General features: G+C 35.0%; 16 protein-coding genes and 1 pseudogene. 9 read left to right on the forward strand and 8 right to left on the reverse strand.

Annotated elements, in window-relative coordinates; genetic code table 11:
- Positions 1–679: 679 nt before the first annotated feature.
- Positions 680–886, reverse strand: coding sequence for a hypothetical protein (locus tag KBP50_RS02310; RefSeq protein ID WP_050349801.1), 207 nt, complete (start codon positions 884–886; stop codon positions 680–682).
- 162 nt (positions 887–1,048) lie between these two features.
- On the opposite strand from KBP50_RS02310, the gene KBP50_RS02315 reads away from it, so the two are divergent.
- The 3 genes from KBP50_RS02315 to KBP50_RS02325 all read left to right on the forward strand — a co-directional run bounded on the left by KBP50_RS02315 (position 1,049) and on the right by KBP50_RS02325 (position 3,925).
- The gene (locus tag KBP50_RS02315; RefSeq protein WP_050349802.1) at positions 1,049–1,195 is read left to right on the forward strand and encodes a hypothetical protein; all 147 of its coding nucleotides are present in this window, start codon (positions 1,049–1,051) and stop codon (positions 1,193–1,195) included.
- 60 nt (positions 1,196–1,255) lie between these two features.
- Positions 1,256–3,049 (forward strand): recombinase family protein, encoded by a 1,794-nt coding sequence (locus tag KBP50_RS02320; protein WP_050349803.1) that lies wholly within the window; start codon positions 1,256–1,258, stop codon positions 3,047–3,049.
- A 558-nt stretch (positions 3,050–3,607) separates the two neighbouring features.
- Complete coding sequence (locus KBP50_RS02325; RefSeq protein ID WP_050349805.1) at positions 3,608–3,925, forward strand: hypothetical protein; 318 nt, start codon at positions 3,608–3,610, stop codon at positions 3,923–3,925.
- A 1,009-nt stretch (positions 3,926–4,934) separates the two neighbouring features.
- Here KBP50_RS02325 and KBP50_RS02330 read toward each other — a convergent pair.
- Positions 4,935–5,147, reverse strand: coding sequence for a hypothetical protein (locus tag KBP50_RS02330; protein WP_128743248.1), 213 nt, complete (start codon positions 5,145–5,147; stop codon positions 4,935–4,937).
- Between the two features lie 293 nt (positions 5,148–5,440).
- Positions 5,441–6,214: an acetoin reductase gene (locus KBP50_RS02335; RefSeq protein WP_050349806.1), complete on the reverse strand. Its 774-nt coding sequence runs from the start codon at positions 6,212–6,214 to the stop codon at positions 5,441–5,443.
- A gap of 1,050 nt (positions 6,215–7,264) precedes the next feature.
- On the opposite strand from KBP50_RS02335, the gene KBP50_RS02340 reads away from it, so the two are divergent.
- The 4 genes from KBP50_RS02340 (at position 7,265) to KBP50_RS02355 (ending at position 10,304) form a co-directional block, all read left to right on the forward strand.
- Positions 7,265–7,630: a DUF488 domain-containing protein gene (locus tag KBP50_RS02340; protein ID WP_050349807.1), complete on the forward strand. Its 366-nt coding sequence runs from the start codon at positions 7,265–7,267 to the stop codon at positions 7,628–7,630.
- 221 nt (positions 7,631–7,851) lie between these two features.
- Positions 7,852–8,571 carry an ABC transporter ATP-binding protein gene (locus KBP50_RS02345; protein ID WP_050349808.1) on the forward strand — a complete coding sequence of 240 codons (720 nt, stop codon included), beginning with the start codon at positions 7,852–7,854 and terminating at the stop codon, positions 8,569–8,571.
- A 1-nt stretch (position 8,572) separates the two neighbouring features.
- Complete coding sequence (locus KBP50_RS02350) at positions 8,573–9,628, forward strand: ABC transporter permease (protein ID WP_050349809.1); 1,056 nt, start codon at positions 8,573–8,575, stop codon at positions 9,626–9,628.
- Between the two features lie 19 nt (positions 9,629–9,647).
- Positions 9,648–10,304: a TetR/AcrR family transcriptional regulator gene (locus KBP50_RS02355; RefSeq protein WP_128743250.1), complete on the forward strand. Its 657-nt coding sequence runs from the start codon at positions 9,648–9,650 to the stop codon at positions 10,302–10,304.
- 314 nt (positions 10,305–10,618) lie between these two features.
- Here KBP50_RS02355 and KBP50_RS02360 read toward each other — a convergent pair.
- Positions 10,619–11,158: pseudogene (locus tag KBP50_RS02360) on the reverse strand (cysteine hydrolase family protein).
- Between the two features lie 407 nt (positions 11,159–11,565).
- On the opposite strand from KBP50_RS02360, the gene KBP50_RS02365 reads away from it, so the two are divergent.
- The gene (locus KBP50_RS02365; protein ID WP_050349810.1) at positions 11,566–12,102 is read left to right on the forward strand and encodes a hypothetical protein; all 537 of its coding nucleotides are present in this window, start codon (positions 11,566–11,568) and stop codon (positions 12,100–12,102) included.
- Between the two features lie 434 nt (positions 12,103–12,536).
- On the opposite strand, the gene KBP50_RS02370 is transcribed toward KBP50_RS02365, so the two are convergent.
- From KBP50_RS02370 to KBP50_RS02385, 4 genes are all read right to left on the reverse strand, one after another.
- Positions 12,537–13,547: a LacI family DNA-binding transcriptional regulator gene (locus KBP50_RS02370; RefSeq protein ID WP_050349811.1), complete on the reverse strand. Its 1,011-nt coding sequence runs from the start codon at positions 13,545–13,547 to the stop codon at positions 12,537–12,539.
- A 294-nt stretch (positions 13,548–13,841) separates the two neighbouring features.
- On the reverse strand, positions 13,842–14,618 hold the full coding sequence (locus KBP50_RS02375; RefSeq protein WP_050350034.1) for a carbohydrate ABC transporter permease: 777 nt from the start codon (positions 14,616–14,618) through the stop codon (positions 13,842–13,844).
- Between the two features lie 81 nt (positions 14,619–14,699).
- Positions 14,700–15,590, reverse strand: a complete 891-nt coding sequence (locus KBP50_RS02380) for a carbohydrate ABC transporter permease (RefSeq protein ID WP_050349812.1) — start codon at positions 15,588–15,590, stop codon at positions 14,700–14,702.
- An 87-nt stretch (positions 15,591–15,677) separates the two neighbouring features.
- A complete protein-coding gene (locus KBP50_RS02385; protein WP_236691346.1) occupies positions 15,678–16,916 on the reverse strand; it encodes a sugar ABC transporter substrate-binding protein in 1,239 nt (412 codons plus the stop codon).
- Between the two features lie 261 nt (positions 16,917–17,177).
- Between KBP50_RS02385 and KBP50_RS02390 the strand changes: the two genes are divergently transcribed.
- Entirely contained in the window at positions 17,178–19,358 is a 2,181-nt protein-coding gene (locus KBP50_RS02390; protein ID WP_050349814.1) for a glycoside hydrolase family 3 N-terminal domain-containing protein, read from the forward strand.

The raw sequence follows: 19,358 nt of genomic DNA on the forward strand, positions 1-19,358 counted from the left end.
AGTTATGTAAAACAATGGGAGTTCTTAAAAACCTATTCATTACGTTTATTACGTATTAAAGCAACCAAATTTTCAAAGATGTAGGTTTATATGTATTCTTCATTATAGCACTTAAGTTATCACATCGTTGCTTATTTTATGTTTGCTTTATCGATGCTTAAATTGCAGGCTAAATATTAGGACTATGACAACATGAACGTATTCTATTAATTAAATTTAAATGTGTGAAAGTTAAAGTGGTCAAAAGAAATTTCATTATCACGGTTTGTTTTGATTGCCATCTATTACTTGGCTGATTTATATACAATAGTGAAAATTATTCCAAAGAAATTCTTTTAAATACTTGGCAAATTCCCCAAAAAATAGTTGAAGGATATGAAAGGGGAATTCGCCACTTATTTTTTCAACAATATGAATAAAAATTGCAAGCATAATAAACCTGTTGATATCTAGAATGGAAAGTTATCGTAACAACCTGAAACAAGTATTTTGACTTACCACGCAAGAAGCGTAGTCTTATTGAGAAAAAGGAGTTTAAATTCTTGACATAAGTATTATTTCAAGTTTACATGCATAGGGATTGTTTGGGTTATCAGCATATATCTAGTCGAGGTACTGACGGAGAGATACGTGATTTTTTACGTTTAAAGCTTATGCAAGCTTAGTATTCAAACTGTGATTAAATAACAAGTTTTTCCCTTTCAATAATCATAAATAGTTCTATGACAAAGAAAGCACGGAAGACAACGTCGTGCAGTATAGACAAAAAATCAGATACATTCTTCTGATGGTGAGCCACTTGATTCATACGCCATGACTTTTGAAAGAAACGAGCGATAATCTTTGAGTCTAATGCAATTGTGGTGGATTGCTGGCGATAACTCATCAGATAGGATAATGATACTCCTCTATCGTCATGGTTCGAGCGTTCAAAGCGTCGCAAGCTATGAGTAGGGCTGGAAGAAATACTTGCAGGGGTGAAATTCCCGTGGAGCTGTACCAACAGCTGTCTGATTTTTAATTGATTAATTATAAGGGGGCGTGTTTTTTGAAACAGAATTTAATTCTTTATAGTATGCAAATTGCTATGTTAAAACAACTGCTAACCCGTAAATTGATTACTGAAAAGGAATATTACATGGTTAAAAATAGATTAATGAAAGAATATGGCATTATTTCTGATATTACAGGCTGAATTGTGTTTCTATTGGCGATACAATAGAAAGTAGATAGGAACACAAAAGGAGGAACTGTTATGTCGAAGGTAGAAGTGATTCGTGCCAATAGTAACTTAGCCAACCAGAAACGTGGAAAAGAAATAAAACAGCTTAGGGTAGCGGCATATTGTAGAGTAAGTACAGACTCAGAAGATCAGTTAAGTAGCTATAAATCACAAGTCTCTTATTACTCTGATTTAATTCAGAAAAATGTTGAATGGGTGTTAGTTGATATTTATGCAGATGAAGCTATCACAGGTACACAGATTACTAAACGTGAAGATTTTCAACGAATGATTAATGACTGTATGAATGGAGATATTGATATGGTGATTACGAAATCAATATCTAGATTTGCAAGGAACACATTAGATACGTTGAAGTATGTTCGTATGTTAAAAGAAAAAGATATAGCCGTTTATTTTGAGGATGAAAAAATCAATACACTGACAATGGATGGTGAATTGTTACTTGTTGTTTTAAGTTCAGTCGCTCAACAGGAAGTCGAAAATATCTCTGCTAATGTTAAAAAGGGATTAAAGATGAAAATGCAACGTGGAGAGTTAGTCGGTTTTCAAGGGTGTCTTGGTTATGACTATCATCCAGAAGATAAAAGTGTTTCAATAAACGAAAAAGAAGCGGAAATTGTTCGTTATATTTTTCAAAGGTATGTTGAAGGAGCAGGTGGTAGTATCATCTCAAGGGAGTTAGAGAATTTAGGTTACAAAACAAAGAGAGGTACTCCAACATGGGCTGAAACAACTGTACTTGGAATTATCAAGAATGAAAAATATAAAGGCGATATTTTAATGGGAAAAACTTTTACTTTAGATCCTATTTCAAAACGTCGATTAGAAAACTTTGGTGAGGAAGATCAGTATTATTTGCGAAATCACCATGAACCAATTATCAGTGCTGAAATATTTGATAAGGCACAGGAAATCAGAATGAGAAGAAATCGAGGACGAAATACAGTAGAAAATAATGGTGGGAAGCGGGAGAAATTTAGTCGTAAATATGCGTTTAGTTGTATGATTGATTGTGCTTATTGTGGAAGTACACTAACAAGACGTAGATGGCATAGCGGAACGAAATATGGGAAGGTGATTTGGCAGTGTGTTACAAGTACAAAGAAGGGAAAAAAGTTCTGTCCAGATAGTAAAGGAATACCCGAAGAAGCTATTGAAAAAGCTTTTCTAGAAAGTTACCGAATTATGTGTAATAATAACAAAGACGTATTGGAAGAATTTTTGCAACGAATGGAAGAAACATTGAGCTTCAATACGATTCATAAAGAAATAGCTAAAATAGAAAAAGAAATTCAAGGCTTAGAAAATAAAAAGAATAAATTAGTGGACATGAGATTGGAGAATGTTATCGATAAAGATACGTATGAAGATAAATATAATTCACTCATGCAAGATATTAATGAGAAGGTTCAAACAAGAGAAAAGTCCTTATCAAATTTGGAAGAAGAAAAGGATATTAAAAAACGCTTACTGGCCTTCAAAAAAGTATTGGAACAAAATGAAGTGATTGATACGTTTGACCGTTATGTATTTGAAAGTGTCGTTGAGAAAGTAATTGTAGGTGGAGTAGATGAAGATGGAAATAAAGATCCTGCCATGATTACGTTTGTATATAAAACAGGTTTAAGTAATACTCTTGATGGTGAACAATTTAAACCAGCACGAAGAAATGCGAAAAAAGAAAACACAAAAACATCTAATGAATTGTGTTCACATACAGCTAACGAGGATAATAAATTGTGTTCACATAGTAGCACCGACACACGTGGAGTGTGTAGCGTTGCTAGAGTTAAAAGTGTCTAATTAATTTTCTCAGTGGAAAAAATACATTTCCTAATCAGACCTGAATTTCGGTATATATGTTTCCGATTTTCGGGCCTTTTTCATGTGCAGCCCTTGTCTTGCCTGCTTTTCTTGATTTCTCCTTCCATCTTTTATCGGGAAACTATATAACTCGTGAAAAACGAGCCAATTTTGAATAGGAAAAGTGGGAAAATAGAGGTTGGTAGGAGAGCGTTATTTTAACATGAACAGTAGAATACGGGTTTAAATTTAATTAAAGAATAGACCACAAAATTATTCTTTTGTGAATCCAAAATTGTTCCAAATAGGAAATTTTATTTAAACTGTGACGGAGGAATAAAGTATAGGAAAGGGGGGCGTTGTTTTATTTTGCAAAACCCATAATTAATGGTAAAAGAAAAAGACAGATTACTGAATATATTGGTAAATTTAGGAGCTTTTATGATATAATAAAAGCTGAAACAGATAAATTTTCCGATCTTTTATGGCAATTCTTGGATAAATTATGTCGATGTAATGAATGTAAACAATCAAAGAGTGAAGGGAGGTTTATTTAAGATGTTTGTAGCTGCTAATATGGATGATCTGCTACTAGCTTTAAAAAATAAAGCACCCCAGATATTAATAAAAGATGAATTTAAAAATGAAGTAATATCATTGACGGAGCACTCACTTTCAGAAAAGGAAACATTAGGCTTTGAATTAGGCTCAGCTGGTACTAGCAATTTTTTAGCAGAGTTATTTTATCAAATAACCAATAAATTTAGTAATAAACCGAACGAAGCAAAAACTATTGAAAGTAAATTGAGGAAATATAAGCTGAAGAAAAATAGTAAAGAGGAAATAATTTTAAGTTTGCAGCAACTAGATTATTAAGCAACGAAATAAATAAAATTTAAAATACGAGATACCCTTAACTCAAATGCCTTTATCCTAGTGAAAAGTTTAGCTTTTTAATGATTTTATATAGCACATTACTTTGTATCTAATATTTGTGAAAAAAATATGGAAGTAATGTGTTATTTTTATTATGTCTATTTTCTATATTCATATAATAAAAACAAAAAATTCTCCATAATTGGAATATGGGCGAATCTCTAATCTTGTTAGTTAATACTGGAAAATATAAAGGTAGAAATTAGATTATTACCATTTTTTAATGGCGTTGATCAGTGACAATAAAGATACTTCTTTTACGATAAAGTTGTTCTCAAATGAGAAAGCTATCGAAATAGAACAGGATCTTTTTTAAGAAAAGCCATGTTCATTTTTGGCTGAATTACTTAAAGACAAATAAAAATGAAAGATAAACATTTATAAAATTGAAAGTACTTAATAGCATTAGAACAAATAATTTTAGTGACGAGCATGTAATGGAAAAAATATCAGCTATGTGTACAGGGGCTTCCACTGAATTATCAAACTATAAAGGTATTACATACGGTTTATACCATGAATATGAATCTGATTATAAAGGGGATTATACATTATGTGTTGCTATTGAAGAGTTATTCCGGATGATACAAAATTTGAGATTTTTAAAGTTGATATTGAAGATGAACAAGGCATTTTTCATACATGGAATGAAATTTGGAATAAAGAAGCGGAAGGCAATTTAAAGCGAATATACACTTACGATCTAGAAAAGTATTACCCAAATGGCAATATTGACATTTATATTGCAGTAAAGGAAGAATAACCTTATACTGAATAACCTTATACCATAAGTAGCTACGATTGTGAAAGAAATAATTAACTTTTATTGTAACTAATTCTAGGCTCAACGATAAATAGTTGATTATAATAAACGCTATTTTTTGAAAAATGAATTTCCTAACAAAAAATAATGCTATTTCTCGCTGTTAAAAGTAAATAATACTTATTTTTATTGAACAATAGTATTTTTATATGATTTTTTATCCCGCATATAATGTACTGTAAGACTTCCCACTTCATTAGTTGGATAATCTGTACTGCCAAAATCTAAGTGGGAGATAACAGCACTAAATACCCGATTCGTTCCTCTAACAATCAGTGGGGGATCAATGAAAACTCTCACTGATTGAAGATTTACTTTATCATACGCCAAATCCGCCATATTTTAATAACGATATGCAACTAACTTCAAAAATACTTTAATTATTTGTTAAAGAAAAAATTAACCTGTACGGAGAGTATAGCCCTGAATATCCTTTAGTTAATGTTCAAGAAGCAGTCTGTTTTTCTAAACCAGCTAAAATGAATAGAGGGAAGTTATTTTGACAAGCTTATATTGTTATAGGAATTAAAATAAAATCTGCTAGTCGCTACCAGCAGATTTTATATGAAAGCAGTTTGGTTAGTGTGTTAAATTTTATTTGACCAAAGGTACCGATTTGGTGTTATTTTGCTTTATCTATAAACAAGGCCACCATCTGTTAGAATAGTTTGACCTGTAATGTAATCAGAGTCATCTGAGGCTAGGAATGAAACTAAATTCGCAACATCTTCTGGGGTTTGGTAACGTTGTAATGCAATTGCAGAAGAATATTGTTCAAAAGCTTCACCTGGTTTTAAGTTATCGCTATGTTTTACCATTTCTTCGTCAATTCTATCCCACATTTTTGTTTTTGCTATACCAGGGCAGTATGCATTAACGGTGATTTGGTGTTTAGCAAGTTCTTTTGCTGATGAATGTGTAAAGGATCTTACAGCGTGTTTTGTAGCTGAATAAGTGCTTAGCATTTCGTATGATTCATGACCAGCAATACTACAGGCGTTAATGATTTTGCCTTTCGTTTCCTGTTTGATAAATTGTTTTGCAGCTGCTTGGGTACCGAATACAGTTCCATTTACATTGATTTGGAATAAGCGGTTTAGCTCTTCTTCCTCTACTTGTAAGAAAGGTGTGACGGCGTCAACACCGGCGTTATTAACGAATACATCTAATCTGCCGAAATGTTCCACAGTTTCTTTTACTAAATTAAATTGATCTTCTCGCTTGGCGACATTTCCCACAACGCCAATGACGTCAAATCCACTTTCTTTAAACTCTTTCACCGTTTCGTTTAGAACTGGTTCATTAATATCGTGTACGACTACTTTGAACCCGTCTTTACATAAGCGATGTGCAATACCTTTTCCTAAGCCTTCTGCGGATCCTGTAACTATAGCTACTTTCTCCATTTTAAAGCCTCCTAAAAATAAACTTTTATATCCACTTCTTATTGTACCACTATACATACAAAGAGGGTTAGCAAAACATGACAAAATGTGACAATTTATAAATATATAACAGATTTTGCTGGAAAATGGAGTAGTATAAGACTATTATTTAGCGATTTACTATAGTAATTAATTTTGATAGTTCATTATAATAGAATTTAAAATACATATCTGGTAAAAATATAAAAAAGGGAATTCTTATGGTTTAGTTTTTATTATGAGGAAGCTTTAACGAGGTTAATTTATAAATCTTATCTAAAGATATTTGCGTGGATTTTGCTATTTGTTTAATCGAAGACCGGGGGTGTTCCATAATATAGTGGATAATTTTCTCTCTGTCTTCAAGGCATGCAGGACAAAATGAAAGTGGGTTTAATTCCATTGGAACTTCACATAATCGACAATTCCTTACAATTGTTCCCACTTAATTACCCCATAGTAATTTTGTACAAACAGTATATAACAAAAAATAACAGCTGTAAATGTAAGAAAATTTCTAATATAAATGTAAGAGCGTTTAGTATTTGCGAAGAGGGGTGTTTAATGCCGTGGGCGGTATTATAGAAGCAGGGGAAATAAGGGGACATGAGTTTTTTAGATTAATTGGCATTTTAATTTGATTTATAATAGACGTAGAGACAGGTGTTATATCAAGTGGTTGGAAGAAGAATAGGGATATGTAAAGAAACAGCGACAAGAAAATATATAAGTAAATAGATATTTAAACAAACGTTTGAGCAATAGTTATTACATGAATACGGCATAAAATTTACTTTCTTTTAGAGGGTAAAGTTGGAAATTAAGGGGATGGTATTAGATGGATCAAAGAAGCACTCATTGAATGTACGAAGCCAAAATTTAGATTGGATAACTAAATTCGATGTGTTTTCTATTGTTGCATACTAACATAAGCGAAGTTTAGCGCATGGATGAAATGGCTATAGGAAACTGAAAGAGTTGGGTTTTCCTTAGTGATATTTTCAATTTTTGAGTCAAAAGGGGATGTTTCTCATGTCGATTGTGCTAAAAAGAGTATACGAAGAAGAATCTGAAATAGGTGGTTATCGGATATTAGTTGACCGAGTTTGGCCGCGCGGCATTTCGAAACAACGCGCTAACCTTGATAAGTGGTTGAAAGAACTTGCACTAAGTACATCATTAAGAAAGTGGTTTAATCATGATCCAGACAAATTTAATGCGTTTAGCCAGGCTTATAAAGAAGAGTTAGAACAAAATGAACAGCAAAGAAGTATGTTACAGGACTTACGAGAACTGTCAAAAAATAGAAGCGTTGTCTTATTATACGGATCCAAAGACAAACAATATAACCATGCTGTTGTGTTGAAAGATTTGTTGGAAAAAGGGAGCTGGCTTTAATGCTTACGCATGAGGTTAGTGAGATATAAAGCAACGTGCAAATATAAATAACTCCGTATTATGTTTAACATAGTATGGAGTTATTTATACTTAAAGATGATAGAATTGTTCGTTGCACAGATAAAAGTTTTTATATGACGTATTTTGACTTTATACTTAATTCCTGCTATAAATATAATGAGTAATTACTCACTCAAATTTAGCCAAAGGTGGCGATATCGATGAATGGTACAGTTACCATGGAGGGTGTTAGCAAGAGCTACGGTAAAAGAAATGTTTTACAAAATATTAATTTAACAATAAATGAAAGCAGTATCTATGGGTTAATTGGTCCTTCTGGGGCAGGGAAAACAACACTGGTGAAAATGATTGTGGGTATGGACCAGCCGGATCGTGGCAGCATTTATGTTCTTCAGCAACAAGTTCCAAACTTACAATTACTGCAAAAAATTGGATATATGGCACAATCGGATGCCTTATATTCGGAGTTGACAGGAAAAGAAAATCTACAATTTTTTGCCTCGCTCTTTAAATTGAAAAGAGACGAGATGAAGGAACGGATGACTTATGTAGCAAATTTAGTAAATTTAACGGAAGAATTACCGAAAAAAGTTTCTGCCTATTCAGGAGGAATGAAAAGACGGTTATCACTTGCGATTGCATTAATCCAAAATCCAGCTATCCTTATACTTGATGAACCGACGGTAGGGATTGACCCCGAGTTACGGTATAGCATTTGGAATGAATTAATGCGTTTAAAAAGAGAAGAAGGAAAAACAATAATCGTAACAACGCATGTTATGGATGAAGCAGAAAAATGTGATTGTATTGCAATGATTAGAGAAGGGTCCATTATAACAACAGGGTCACCGCAAGCATTGAAAAACGAATTTGCAGCGGGTCACTTAGATGAAGTATTTTTGAAAGCGGGGCGAATCTAGTATGCGAACAATGGCAATGGTTAAGCGTATTTTTCGGCAAATGTTTAGAGATAAACGAACAATGGCACTGTTGTTTGTCGCACCTTTATTTATATTGACACTTATGTATCTAGTGTTTAATGGAGAACAGGCGGATCCAGTTGTAGGTACAGAAAATGCCAATGAAAGATTCATTGAAAAGCTGAAAGATGCGAATATTAAGGTGAAGGAATTTGCAGATGTAACAGATGAACAGGATTTGGTTGTGGAAGAACAATTAGATGGATTTCTACAAATGGGAGGGGACATACCGAAACTAACGTTACGAAACAATGATCCGTCAACTTCACAAGCGTTGCAGATGAAAGTAAAGCAAATAACGAATGCACTGCAGATGTCTAAGCAATTACAAAAAAATGTAGACATGGAAGAGAACACTTCACTTGATATTGCTTATGTTTATGGAGATGAAGACACAGTGTTTTTTGATGTGCTAGGTCCGATTTTAATTGGCTTTTTTGTGTTTTTCTTCGTGTTTCTTATTTCGGGCATAGGTTTATTAAAAGAGCGAACAACTGGAACATTGGAACGATTAATGGCGACCCCTGTTAAGAGAGGGGAAATTGTTGCTGCTTATCTAATTGGCTTTGGTACATTCGCAGTGTTACAAACCATTATTATTGTTCTTTATGCTGTTAGCATATTAGAAATAGTTTTAATTGGGTCGGTTTGGAATGTACTTCTTATTAATTTGCTGTTAGCAATGGTTGCCTTATCTTTAGGGATTTTACTATCGGCGTTTGCTGAATCGGAGTTTCAAATGATGCAGTTTATTCCGATCATCGTCGTTCCACAAATATTTTTCTCGGGTATTATCCCATTGGAAGGAATGGCTGACTGGCTGCAAGTACTGGCTAAAGGAATGCCTTTATTTTATGCTGCAGATGCTTTGCAAGATGTTATGTATAAAGGCTTAGGATTAGCTGATATAACCGGAGATCTTTATGTATTGATACTTTTTGCCGTTGTTTTAATTATTCTCAATTTGTTTGGATTAAAAAAGTATCGAAAATTATAAAGAATAAAGGAGAAAGAAATTGAAATATAATAACGTATTAGATTCTATGATTGCTCAGGCAAAGAAGACAAAAAAACAGACAGAAAAACAACAGAAAATTGTAGAAACAGCGATTAGGTTATTTGCGGAAAAGGGCTATGCGAATACGTCTACAAGTGAGATTGCTAAACAGGCTGGCGTTGCCGAAGGATTAATATTTAAACATTACGGAACGAAGGAAAATTTATTGCGGTCTGTCATTCTTCCATTTTTTAAGTCATCACTGCCAGACATGGCAGAAGAAGTATTTGCAGAAGTCTTGCCAGCGAAAACAACGTCTTTTGAAGAGTTTTTACGTGCATTACTTCATAACAGAATTCAATTCTTTTATGAGAATAAGCAAATTTTACAGGTTGTTATTAAAGAGATAATATATAATGAATCCTTAAAAAAAGAGCTCTTACCTTATTTGGCTGATACAATTCGATTTCGCTTTAAAAATACTATCGAAATGTTTAAAGCGCGGGGAGAGCTAAAAGATATTCCGACAGATGATATTGTCTATTTGCTGCTTCCTGTTTTGGGAGGGTTTATCATCTCGCGTTTTGTCATTGTCGATGTAGATGTGATTCATGAGTCTGAAGTGGAAAAACTAATCGAGTTTATTATGGGTGGAATTCGAAAAAACGAGCATTAAACTGTAATCGTAATTTAATGGGCAATTACGTTCATAAATGTAAGTACATCAAGCTTATTTGCATACTTATACAATAATTGGATGGAATAGATAGCATCACAGATTTTTCGTAGGAATAGAGGTATGACAATTCTCTCTTGTTCATAGTTTTCTAACTTCTAAACAAAGGGAAGAAAAGCACCTTAGGTCAAGGTATTTTTCTTCCCTTTATTCAATATTGCTGCACCGTTATAAGTAAGAAGCGAAAGTTCTGCCCGCCCATATGCATAAAAACAAGCCAGTGGTTCAATAAGAGAACTATGAAATCTCGTTTATTAGTTATTTTTCATTATTTTTGCGAACTCTTCATGCAAAGTTGCTAAAGATATAGATATATTGTGTATAGTTTCGGCATCGTAATATTTACCATTTTGATCTGTCAAACCAAAGGCTGCTATTGCATCTGAAATAAGATATGTATTGAAGCCTAAATTACCACTCATTCTTGTAGTTGTAGATACACAATGAGGTGTGGTTAAGCCTGTTATACCACCGTCGATATATCATTTTGTTTTAGATACTCTTTTAGATTTGTACCAATAAAACCGCTATTTACTTTCTTTGTGAATACTACTTCTTCAATCGTCGGTTCAACCATTTTTTTATTGCAAACCCGGCATTCTTTGGATAAAATACGGAATTAGGTTTATCCGAAATATGTTGAATATGGATTACTTTCCCTCCTTTTTTTCTCCATAACGTTAATATTTCACTAATATTTTCTTCGCAATTAAGATTATTTCTTCTCCCCACTTTTTATCATCGAAAGCTTTTTGTACATCTATGATAATTAATGCTTGATTTCTATTATCCATAAGTCCTCCCCAAGTTTTCTATCTAATTAAAGTATACAGATTTATCACGATTAAATCTTTATTGACGGCTTGATTTCCCCCCCTCATTCAATGTCTCACCAAATAATGAGACATTGAAGCGAATGCTGTTGACTAATGGTTATAGAATTTATTTTATCGCTAGTCGGTATTCCAAATTCGTATAAGAAATATATGTAAATCCTATTAAAAGTAGCGACAATAGTCACCCCTGTTTTAAGATTAATGGATTCATCAGTTTCCTTGTTCTGGAAATAATTGCCAGCATCCCTGTGTCATGCATTAGGATTATTCCTAAAATTCCAGCACCAGAACTTTTGCATATACGTGAATGTTTATGAAGTACAATCATATATTGAAAGCAGGACGAGTATAAAGGGGAAATGTAAATGACTATGCCATTAATGATTGTAATAGTAACTGTCATCATTTTATCGGCTTTTGTGATAGGAATTACAATGATATATCGGGATAGGATTGCAAGCATGACTGGCATGATGATTGCGATGGCGCTTGGAATGATTGTTGGGCTTACTATTGGAGTCATTGTTGGCATTTTGTTAATGGGGAATTTATTTTATTCAACAGTAATTTCTATGCTAGTGGGAATAGTAGTTGGTTGCTTAGCAGGAATCCCAGTTAGCTTACTAGCTGTGCTGGATGGAACATTATCGGGTCTGATGGGAAGTATGATGGGGGCGATGTTAGGAGAGATGATCATGCAGGATTATCAAGACCCCTTTATTCGAGTCATGTTTATGATTTTTCTTATGACTATGATTCTAATTTTGTGGGTAATACGACAAACATCAGCAGAAAGTAAAAAGCTGTGGAATCATCCGCTTATATTGCTGATTGCTTTTGTTCTAGTAATAATTGGGTTCAATGAAATAGGACCACTCGTGGCAGTCTCAAATACACATTAACAAATGCATGGGGACAAAAACTGAACAAAGAGATAGATGAAAACAAGATAACTCATTGTTTAAGTTCTTAGCAAAAGAGATTGGAACTAATTATGTGAGTAGATACCAATCTGATAGAAAATTAGTATAATGTTGATGAAAAAACATGAGCGCAGAAAATCTACGCTCATGTTATTTAAAGTTTTAGTTTTATACTATAGGTATAACTCGTTTAACCAAGCAAGTAACTGTCAGGAAGACCTTTACTTCAATCTTGGGAAGTGAAACCCAGAGAGTAAGTAAGAGATCCAACTGCACGTCAAATGCCCAATTCTATTAAATCCCTTTAGGATATATCCTTGTGGTGCTAACATTCAAAGGGGGATGAAGAAACTCCTGCTTCATTGAAGGTTCGCTTTAGGATGTTGTTTAAGTCGGCTTTTGTGAACGAACTTTTAGGTTATAGGCTCAGGTAGCTTCCGCTGCTTAACAGACTGTCGTTTCACTAACTCAGTGGATAGTGTATAATGATGGTCAACTTTTTCCCCAGCTAAAAGCTGGAAGATGACATGTACAGCTAATGAGCCTGCTTCGTATTTTGGTTGTTTAATTGTTGATAGTGGCGGTGAAACATATTCAGCAAGTTGAATATCGTCAAATCCAATAATGGATATATCATCGGGAACAGAGATGTTATTTTCTCTTAGTGCCTCTAGACCGCCAATGGCCATTTCATCATTGGAATAAAAAATGGCGTGTGGAAATTTCCGCTGTGCGATTAGCATTTTCGTTGTACGGTACCCACCTTCACGAGTGAAATCGCCAATAATTTTCCACTTTGGTTGGTAGGCTATTCCGTGATCATTTAAAGCATTCATGTACCCTTGAAACCTAAGGTTATTATCATGAGAATTATAAGGTCCACTTACATAGGCGATTTCACGATGTCCATTTTGTATTAAATGCTCTGTCGCTAAGTAACCGCCATGTGTATTATCGACTTCAATATTGTAAACAAAGTCGCTATCTAATTTCCTATCTAACACAACGAGCGGGAAGCCTTTTCTTGCAGATTGCAAGGTTACTTCATCGCTAATATTGTGTGCAAGTATAATAGCACCGTCTACACGCTTTTCCTGTAAAAACTTCGTCGCAGTTGAATTTGCTCCCCCTATAGAACTACAAGCAATTAAGTCAAAACCGTTGGCGGTAGTTACATCTTGAACCCCTTGAATTAATTCTGAATAAAATGGACCAGATAGATCGCTTAGTATTAAAGCAATTGTATTTGTTTTTGTCCTTTTTAAATCAGAAGCAAAGCCATTTTTCTTATAGTTTAACGACTTTGCCGCTGCTTCTACTTTTTCTTTTGTAGCTTGACTCACTTTGTTACTATTGTTTAATGCATAAGAAGCAGTGGAGATTGCTACACCAGCGAGCTTTGCTACATCTTTTATTGTTGCCATGAATACACTTCCTCCATAAAAACGATTCCATGCTTTGTTCAATATTATTGTATCTTAGATTTTTATCATTAGCACTATATATGTGAAAAATAGTGGTTGTCCAAAACGGCAATTGTCGTACTACCTTGTTTTAGTAGTAGCTCTTTTATTTTGAAATACATTTACTAATTCATATGCGTGATGGAGTTAGTAAATAACAGGATAAGTTATGCATCCGGTAGAAAACATCACACATTGACGTCTCTGATTCCAGTCAATTTTGAAATATATTGAAGAACATACACTACAGTTTTCTTATTTAATTCCTGACATCGTAAACCCTTCAACGATGTACTTTTGAAAGAATGAAAAAATGATGATGATTGGTACAACCATAAATGCAGCTCCAGCCATTTGCAGAGCAAAGTTGTTGCCGTATTGTCCCTGTAGCAAGGAAAGTCCGACAGAAAGAGTGTATAGACTTTCATCATTAGCGACAATTAACGGCCATAAGAAGCTGTTCCACGCACCAATAAATGCGAGAATACCTTGTACGGCGAAAATGGGCTTTGCTATTGGAATAATAAGTCGAAAGAAAATATAAAATTCACCTGCTCCATCTAAACGTGCCGCTTCAATTAAATCTGTCGGGATGGTCGTCATAAACTGCCTGAATAAAAAAATGCTGAAGGCAGCAACTAGACCTGGAAGAATAATTCCCGGTAATGTATTCGTTAGTCCGATACCATTTAATAATAAATAAACAGGTATCATTGTTACTTGCCCCGGGATCATCATGGTTGCTAGGACAAGGTAGAATATTTTTTCCCTGCCATTAAATTCAAACTTTGCAAATCCGTATCCTGCCATACCGTTAAATAGCAAGCCAATGAATGAAAAGAATACGATGATTAATGTGTTTCGTAAATAAACCAGAAAATTTAATTCGGTAAATAAGTGCCTGAAATTTTCAAGTGTTGGGTGTTCAGGTAGTAAGGTCGGTGGAATACGTAATGCTTCACTTTCTGGCTTGAATGCACTTGTAATCATCCAAATGAATGGAATGGATACCACTATCCCACCAACAATCATTAACGCTGTGATAAGGATTTTTTCTGTTTTTCCTTTTGTTGAATTTAAAGTTGCCAAGACAATTCCCTCATTTCGAAAAAGTTAAAATTCTGTATCGGATTTTCGAAGTTTAAATTGAATTAAAGTGACGATAATAATCATAATAAACAGTACGAAAGAGCCGGCAGCAGCATAACCAAATTCACTAAATTGAAAGCCTTCCTTATAGATAAACAATGCAATAGATAATGTTCCGTCTAGCGGTCCGCCTTGCGTCATCACATAAGGCTCTTCAAAAAATTGCATCCAACCGATTAGCGTGGTGACTGTTACGAAAAACGTTGCATATCTCAATAAGGGTAATGTGACATTAAAAAATGTTTGAATTCGATTGGCGCCGTCCATTTTAGCTGCTTCATAGTAAGCTCTTGGTATTCCTTGCAGTGCAGCAAGAAAGATGATCATGTTAATCCCAATGCCTTTCCAGACAGCGAGAATGATAAGCGAAATTTTAGCAATCGTAGGTTCTTGAAGCCAAGGTATGTTCTCTACAGAAAGTAAAGATAGAATATAATTAAATAATCCGTATTCTGTATTGTATAGGTACCCCCAAATGACGGCGACTGCAATAATATTAGTAATCGAGGGCATATAGTATACAGACCGGAATATGGAATAAAGTTTGTTGCTTCCATAATTAAGCATTAATGCAATTCCCAATGAACAAATGATGACAAGCGGAACACCGATCATGACATAAAATAAAGTATTGAAAATGGATTTTAAAAATGTATCGTCAGCAAATAAATTTTGATAGTTTTCAAATCCTATCCAGTTGATGTTAGACCAATTTGCTAACCCTTTTAAATCCAAATCTGTAAAGCTGATGAAAAAAGCAATAGTAATCGGAATAATGCTAAATATGATTAATAATGAAACAGCTGGTGCGATAAACATGTAGGGATGTCGATTACGAAATTTATGTTTTAACATATCATAAACCACCTATCGTTATGAAACGTATTTTGGTGGAAGTATATAAGACCACGAACATCCCGGTCTTATATACTTCTTAACAAGCTATTCTGCTAATAAATCCTGAGCTGTCTTGTTGAATTGTTCCATTTCAGCTTTTAGATCGGCACCACCAGCATTTACTCGTTCTAAGGAACTAAGCAGTTCTTGGGCAATTCGTTCGAACTGCTCTGTTTGCAAGCCTGCTTTTGATTCTTTTAATTGCTCTCCAAATACGCTATACATTGGATCATCTTGTAATTTTGGATTTTCCCAGCTTTCTGGCTTAGAAGGTAATGTATTGGATATGTCTAACCATTCGAGTTGTGTTTCTGTTTCGTTCATATAAGATAAGAATTTCAATGCGTTATCAACATTTTCTGAATTATGGAAGATAGATAATGTAGCTCCTCCCATGCTGGAAGCCTTTGTTTCTTTACCTGGCATAACAGCAACTGACCATTTTCCTTCTGCATCAGGGGCTTGTTCGTTTAAAATATTAACCATCCAAGGTCCACTGAAGAACATTGGCTTTTTACCATTAGCAAATGCTTGAATAATATCTTCGCCTTGTTCTACTTGGCTAGAACCTTCTTTAAAGAAGCTTGTATAATATTCCATCGCTCCTATAAATTCTGGAGTATCAAAATTTAATTTATTTTCTTTAAGGTTTGCATCATAGCCATTTTGCCAAGCAAAGATAAATGGCGTAATTTGGTCATTTTGATCTATATCAAGACCGTATTGGTCTTCTCCTCGGTCTGCTAATTTCTTTGCAGCGTCTTGTAATTCTTCCCACGTTTCTGGTGCTTTATCATAACCTACTTCAGCTAATAAGTCAGTGCGGTAATATAATACTCGGGTGTCTACATACCATGGGATACCAACGATTTGGTCATCAAACTGCATAATTTCTGCAGCACCATCAAAATAGTTTTCTGGCGCAAATTCTGGATGTTCTTCCATATACTCGGTTAAATCCAATAATGCTCCTGCTTCAGCAAATTCTGGAACCCAAGTAGTACCCAATTGCAATATATCAGGACCATTTCCGGAGGCGACTGCAGTTAAGAGTTTGTCGTGTGCGCTGTCCCAGGGAATAGCTTGTACATCTACTTTGATTCCTTCATTTTCTTTTTCAAATTTTTCTGTTAGCTGCTTTAGAAGCTTCCCTTCCTCACCCATCGCCCAAACGGTGATGGTATCATCACTGCTTCCGCTATCTTTTTTAGAAGCTTTATCATTTCCACATGCACTTAAAACGAGCAGAGCTACGATAAAAGAGAATAACAACCATTTTTTCACTATAGAACACTCCTTTTATTTTATTGAAACGTTTCGATAAATTGATTATAATAAAATTTGAAGTCGCTTTCAACTATTTTTTGTGGACAACTTAAGTTTTTAATATATATTTTCGTTAAATGTTTATAAATCAATGTTAAAATGGTATTTAAGCCGAATTTCATTTGACTAACGTTAAATAAACACTTATAATCCAGATTGTATTCTTTGTTGAAACGTTTCGAGTAAAGTTGCTTTTTATAGTTTGTAGGAGGGGTAACGTTGAATGAAAATAAGATCAAAGATCTATTAAGAAAGATGACCTTGAATGAAAAAATTGGACAAGTCACACAATTGGCCACCCCATTTTTTAAAGGTGCTTCTGATCAAGGACAAATAACTGGGCCAATGAAAGATATAAATATACCAGAAAATATGATACAACTTGCAGGATCTGTTTTAGGTGCTTCTGGAGCTAAGGAGACCAAATTGATTCAAAAGCAATATTTACAAGATAATCGGTTAGGCATTCCTTTACTTATTATGTCGGATATTATTCACGGCTATAAGACTATTTTTCCAGTTCCATTAGCAATAGGTTCCTCTTGGGATTTGCAATTGGCGGAAAAAAGCGCAACCATTGCTGCTAAAGAAGCTGCTGTTAGTGGTGTACATGTAACTTTTGCGCCAATGGTGGATCTAGTTCGTGACCCACGTTGGGGAAGAGTGGTGGAATCAACAGGTGAAGATCCCTATTTGAATAGTGTATTTGCCAAAGCCCAGGTTCGTGGTTTTCAAGGTACTGATTTAAAACATGATCATGAACGTGTTGCCTCGTGCGTCAAGCATTTTGCTGGTTATGGTGCAGCTGAAGGTGGCCGGGATTATAACACGGTGAACATGTCAGAGCGAGATCTGCGTGAATCATATCTCCTAGCCTTTAAGGCAGCCCTGGAAGCTGGCAGCGAGTTAGTCATGACAGCCTTTAATACAGTTGACGGCATTCCAGCGAGTGGAAATAAATGGTTGATGCGTGACTTACTACGTGAAGAATGGAAGTTCGATGGTGTTGTTATTTCTGATTGGGGTGCAGTGAAAGAATTGATTCCGCATGGTGTTGCAGAGGACGAAGCAGAAGCAGCCGCTAAGGCTCTGTCAGCGGGTGTGGACATTGAAATGATGACAGACTGTTATGCCAATCACCTACAATCACTCATAGAATCAAATCAAATCGATACATCCCTTTTAGATGAAGCAGTAATGCGTATTCTAGAGTTGAAAGACAAGTTGGGATTGTTCGATCATCCGTTTCGAGGTGCTGATGAAAAGCGGGAAGCTGAGATCGTTATGTGTCCAGAACACCGACAGGTAGCGCGTGAACTTGCCACTAAATCCTGTGTCCTGTTACAGAATAAGGGAGGTATATTGCCGCTTCATCCAACACGAAAAGTAGGTTTAATTGGTCCATTTGCTAACAATAACGATATTCTTGGTCCGTGGTCATGGCTTGGAGCAAAGGATGATGCTGTAACGCTATATGAAGGAATTATGAAAAAAGTACCTGCTTCAAAGTTAGTCGTAGCAAATGGTTGCGGAATTGATACTAGCTGTGAGATTGAGCTAGCTAAAGCGATAGATGTTGCCAAGCAATCTGATGTGATTGTTTTAGCCTTAGGAGAAAGCTCTGATATGAGTGGAGAGGCTGGTTCAAGGGCGAATATCCAATTGCCGCACGTTCAATTACAATTAGTAGAAGTATTGGTTGAATTAGGAAAACCAACTGTTGCCGTATTGTTTAATGGGCGGCCGCTTGATTTACATGGTGTCGTTGATAAGGTAGATGCAGTGCTTGAAGCCTGGTATCCAGGAACAGAAGGCGGTTCAGCAATTGCAGATATTCTTTTCGGTGAGGTAAATCCGTCCGGGAAAATCACCATGTCGTTTCCGTATAGTGTAGGGCAGATCCCAGTATACTACAACAACTATAATACGGGACGTCCTAAAGGTGCAATTAACGCCCAGGAACGGTACGTATCGCAATATTTAGATTGTCCGAATGAAGCTTTGTTTCCTTTTGGATATGGATTAAGCTATACCAGTTTTGATTATAGTAATTTTATACTTTCTTCAGATACGATAACACCAGATAAGCCTTTAACGATCAAGGTAAAGATAACGAATACGGGAGATGTAGCTGGAGAGGAAGTGGTACAACTCTATGTTCGAGATTTAGTCGGTGAAGTTGTGCGGTCACTTAAGGAATTAAAAGGATTTAAAAAGATATATTTACAACCAGGTGAGGAAAAAGAAGTTACGTTTATGTTGACAGAAGAACAGCTACGTTATTATCATGCAGATTTATCATTTTATAGCGATGAAGGGAAATTTGAGGTGTATGTTGGTCCAAATAGTCGGGATGTAATGGCACTGTCGTTCGAATTGCGTAAAACGAAAGGAGAATAA

The organism is Virgibacillus pantothenticus, assembly GCF_018075365.1.
GTDB classification, from domain to species: Bacteria; Bacillota; Bacilli; order Bacillales; family Amphibacillaceae; genus Virgibacillus; species Virgibacillus pantothenticus.

Coding starts and splice junctions, on each gene's coding strand:
- KBP50_RS02310 (WP_050349801.1), bottom strand. CDS start 886: ATGAGTTATCGCCAGCAATCCACCACAATTGCATTAGACTCAAAGATT.
- KBP50_RS02320 (WP_050349803.1), top strand. CDS start 1,256: ATGTCGAAGGTAGAAGTGATTCGTGCCAATAGTAACTTAGCCAACCAG.
- KBP50_RS02325 (WP_050349805.1), top strand. CDS start 3,608: ATGTTTGTAGCTGCTAATATGGATGATCTGCTACTAGCTTTAAAAAAT.
- KBP50_RS02330 (WP_128743248.1), bottom strand. CDS start 5,147: ATGGCGGATTTGGCGTATGATAAAGTAAATCTTCAATCAGTGAGAGTT.
- KBP50_RS02335 (WP_050349806.1), bottom strand. CDS start 6,214: ATGGAGAAAGTAGCTATAGTTACAGGATCCGCAGAAGGCTTAGGAAAA.
- KBP50_RS02340 (WP_050349807.1), top strand. CDS start 7,265: ATGTCGATTGTGCTAAAAAGAGTATACGAAGAAGAATCTGAAATAGGT.
- KBP50_RS02345 (WP_050349808.1), top strand. CDS start 7,852: ATGAATGGTACAGTTACCATGGAGGGTGTTAGCAAGAGCTACGGTAAA.
- KBP50_RS02350 (WP_050349809.1), top strand. CDS start 8,573: ATGCGAACAATGGCAATGGTTAAGCGTATTTTTCGGCAAATGTTTAGA.
- KBP50_RS02365 (WP_050349810.1), top strand. CDS start 11,566: ATGACTATGCCATTAATGATTGTAATAGTAACTGTCATCATTTTATCG.
- KBP50_RS02370 (WP_050349811.1), bottom strand. CDS start 13,547: ATGGCAACAATAAAAGATGTAGCAAAGCTCGCTGGTGTAGCAATCTCC.
- KBP50_RS02375 (WP_050350034.1), bottom strand. CDS start 14,618: ATGATTGTTGGTGGGATAGTGGTATCCATTCCATTCATTTGGATGATT.
- KBP50_RS02380 (WP_050349812.1), bottom strand. CDS start 15,590: ATGTTAAAACATAAATTTCGTAATCGACATCCCTACATGTTTATCGCA.